The organism is Bacillus sanguinis (assembly GCF_018332475.1).
GTDB lineage: Bacteria > Bacillota > Bacilli > Bacillales > Bacillaceae_G > Bacillus_A > Bacillus_A sanguinis.
This window is the reverse complement of record NZ_BOQB01000599.1, coordinates 1-563: the sequence shown is the minus strand read 5'-3', so window position 1 is coordinate 563 and position 563 is coordinate 1. Positions and strand designations below refer to the sequence as shown.

At 32.0% G+C, this 563-nt stretch carries 1 pseudogene; it reads left to right on the top strand.

Features of this window, described 5'->3' with window-relative positions:
* Positions 1-253: 253 nt before the first annotated feature.
* Positions 254-563: pseudogene (locus tag KI369_RS28770) on the top strand (penicillin-binding protein); the annotation flags it as partial.

The following is a 563-nucleotide window of genomic DNA, read 5'->3' as shown; positions in this document are numbered from 1 at the left end:
AAAAAAGGTATATTATTTATACGAGGTATGAAAATTCACTTTTTACATCCTATGCTTAAAGGGGCAGCATTATTAGGAAAATTAGAAGTGAAAATAGTTTGTATAAGAAGTTTTCTAAAATTTATAATCTGTGAATTAGGAAAATATTGAATGCTCCAGGTCAATATGCTTTCTTAATTAAATTCAGTTTAGAAAGTGACCTCAATATTTTTAAGTAAATCAACGGGAGAATTGAAAGGCAGGAGAAAGTAACATGTCAGAAAATTATCGTTCTCGAGAGGAGCGACGACAAGTTAAAAAGAAAAAACAGCCAGCTTCTAAAACACAAAAACCAAAAGGTAAAACTTCGTTCTTTCGTAAGTTTTTAATTACTTGTTTATTACTTGGTATTGTTGGTTTAGTGGCGGGGGTTGCTACCTTCTTTGTAATGATTAAGGACGCGCCTAAACTTGAGAAAGCAAAACTTGTTAATCCGTTATCCTCAAAAATTTATGATAAAAATGGCGATTTGGTATATGAATACGGGAAAGAGAAACGGACGAATGTTACGTATGATCAAATTC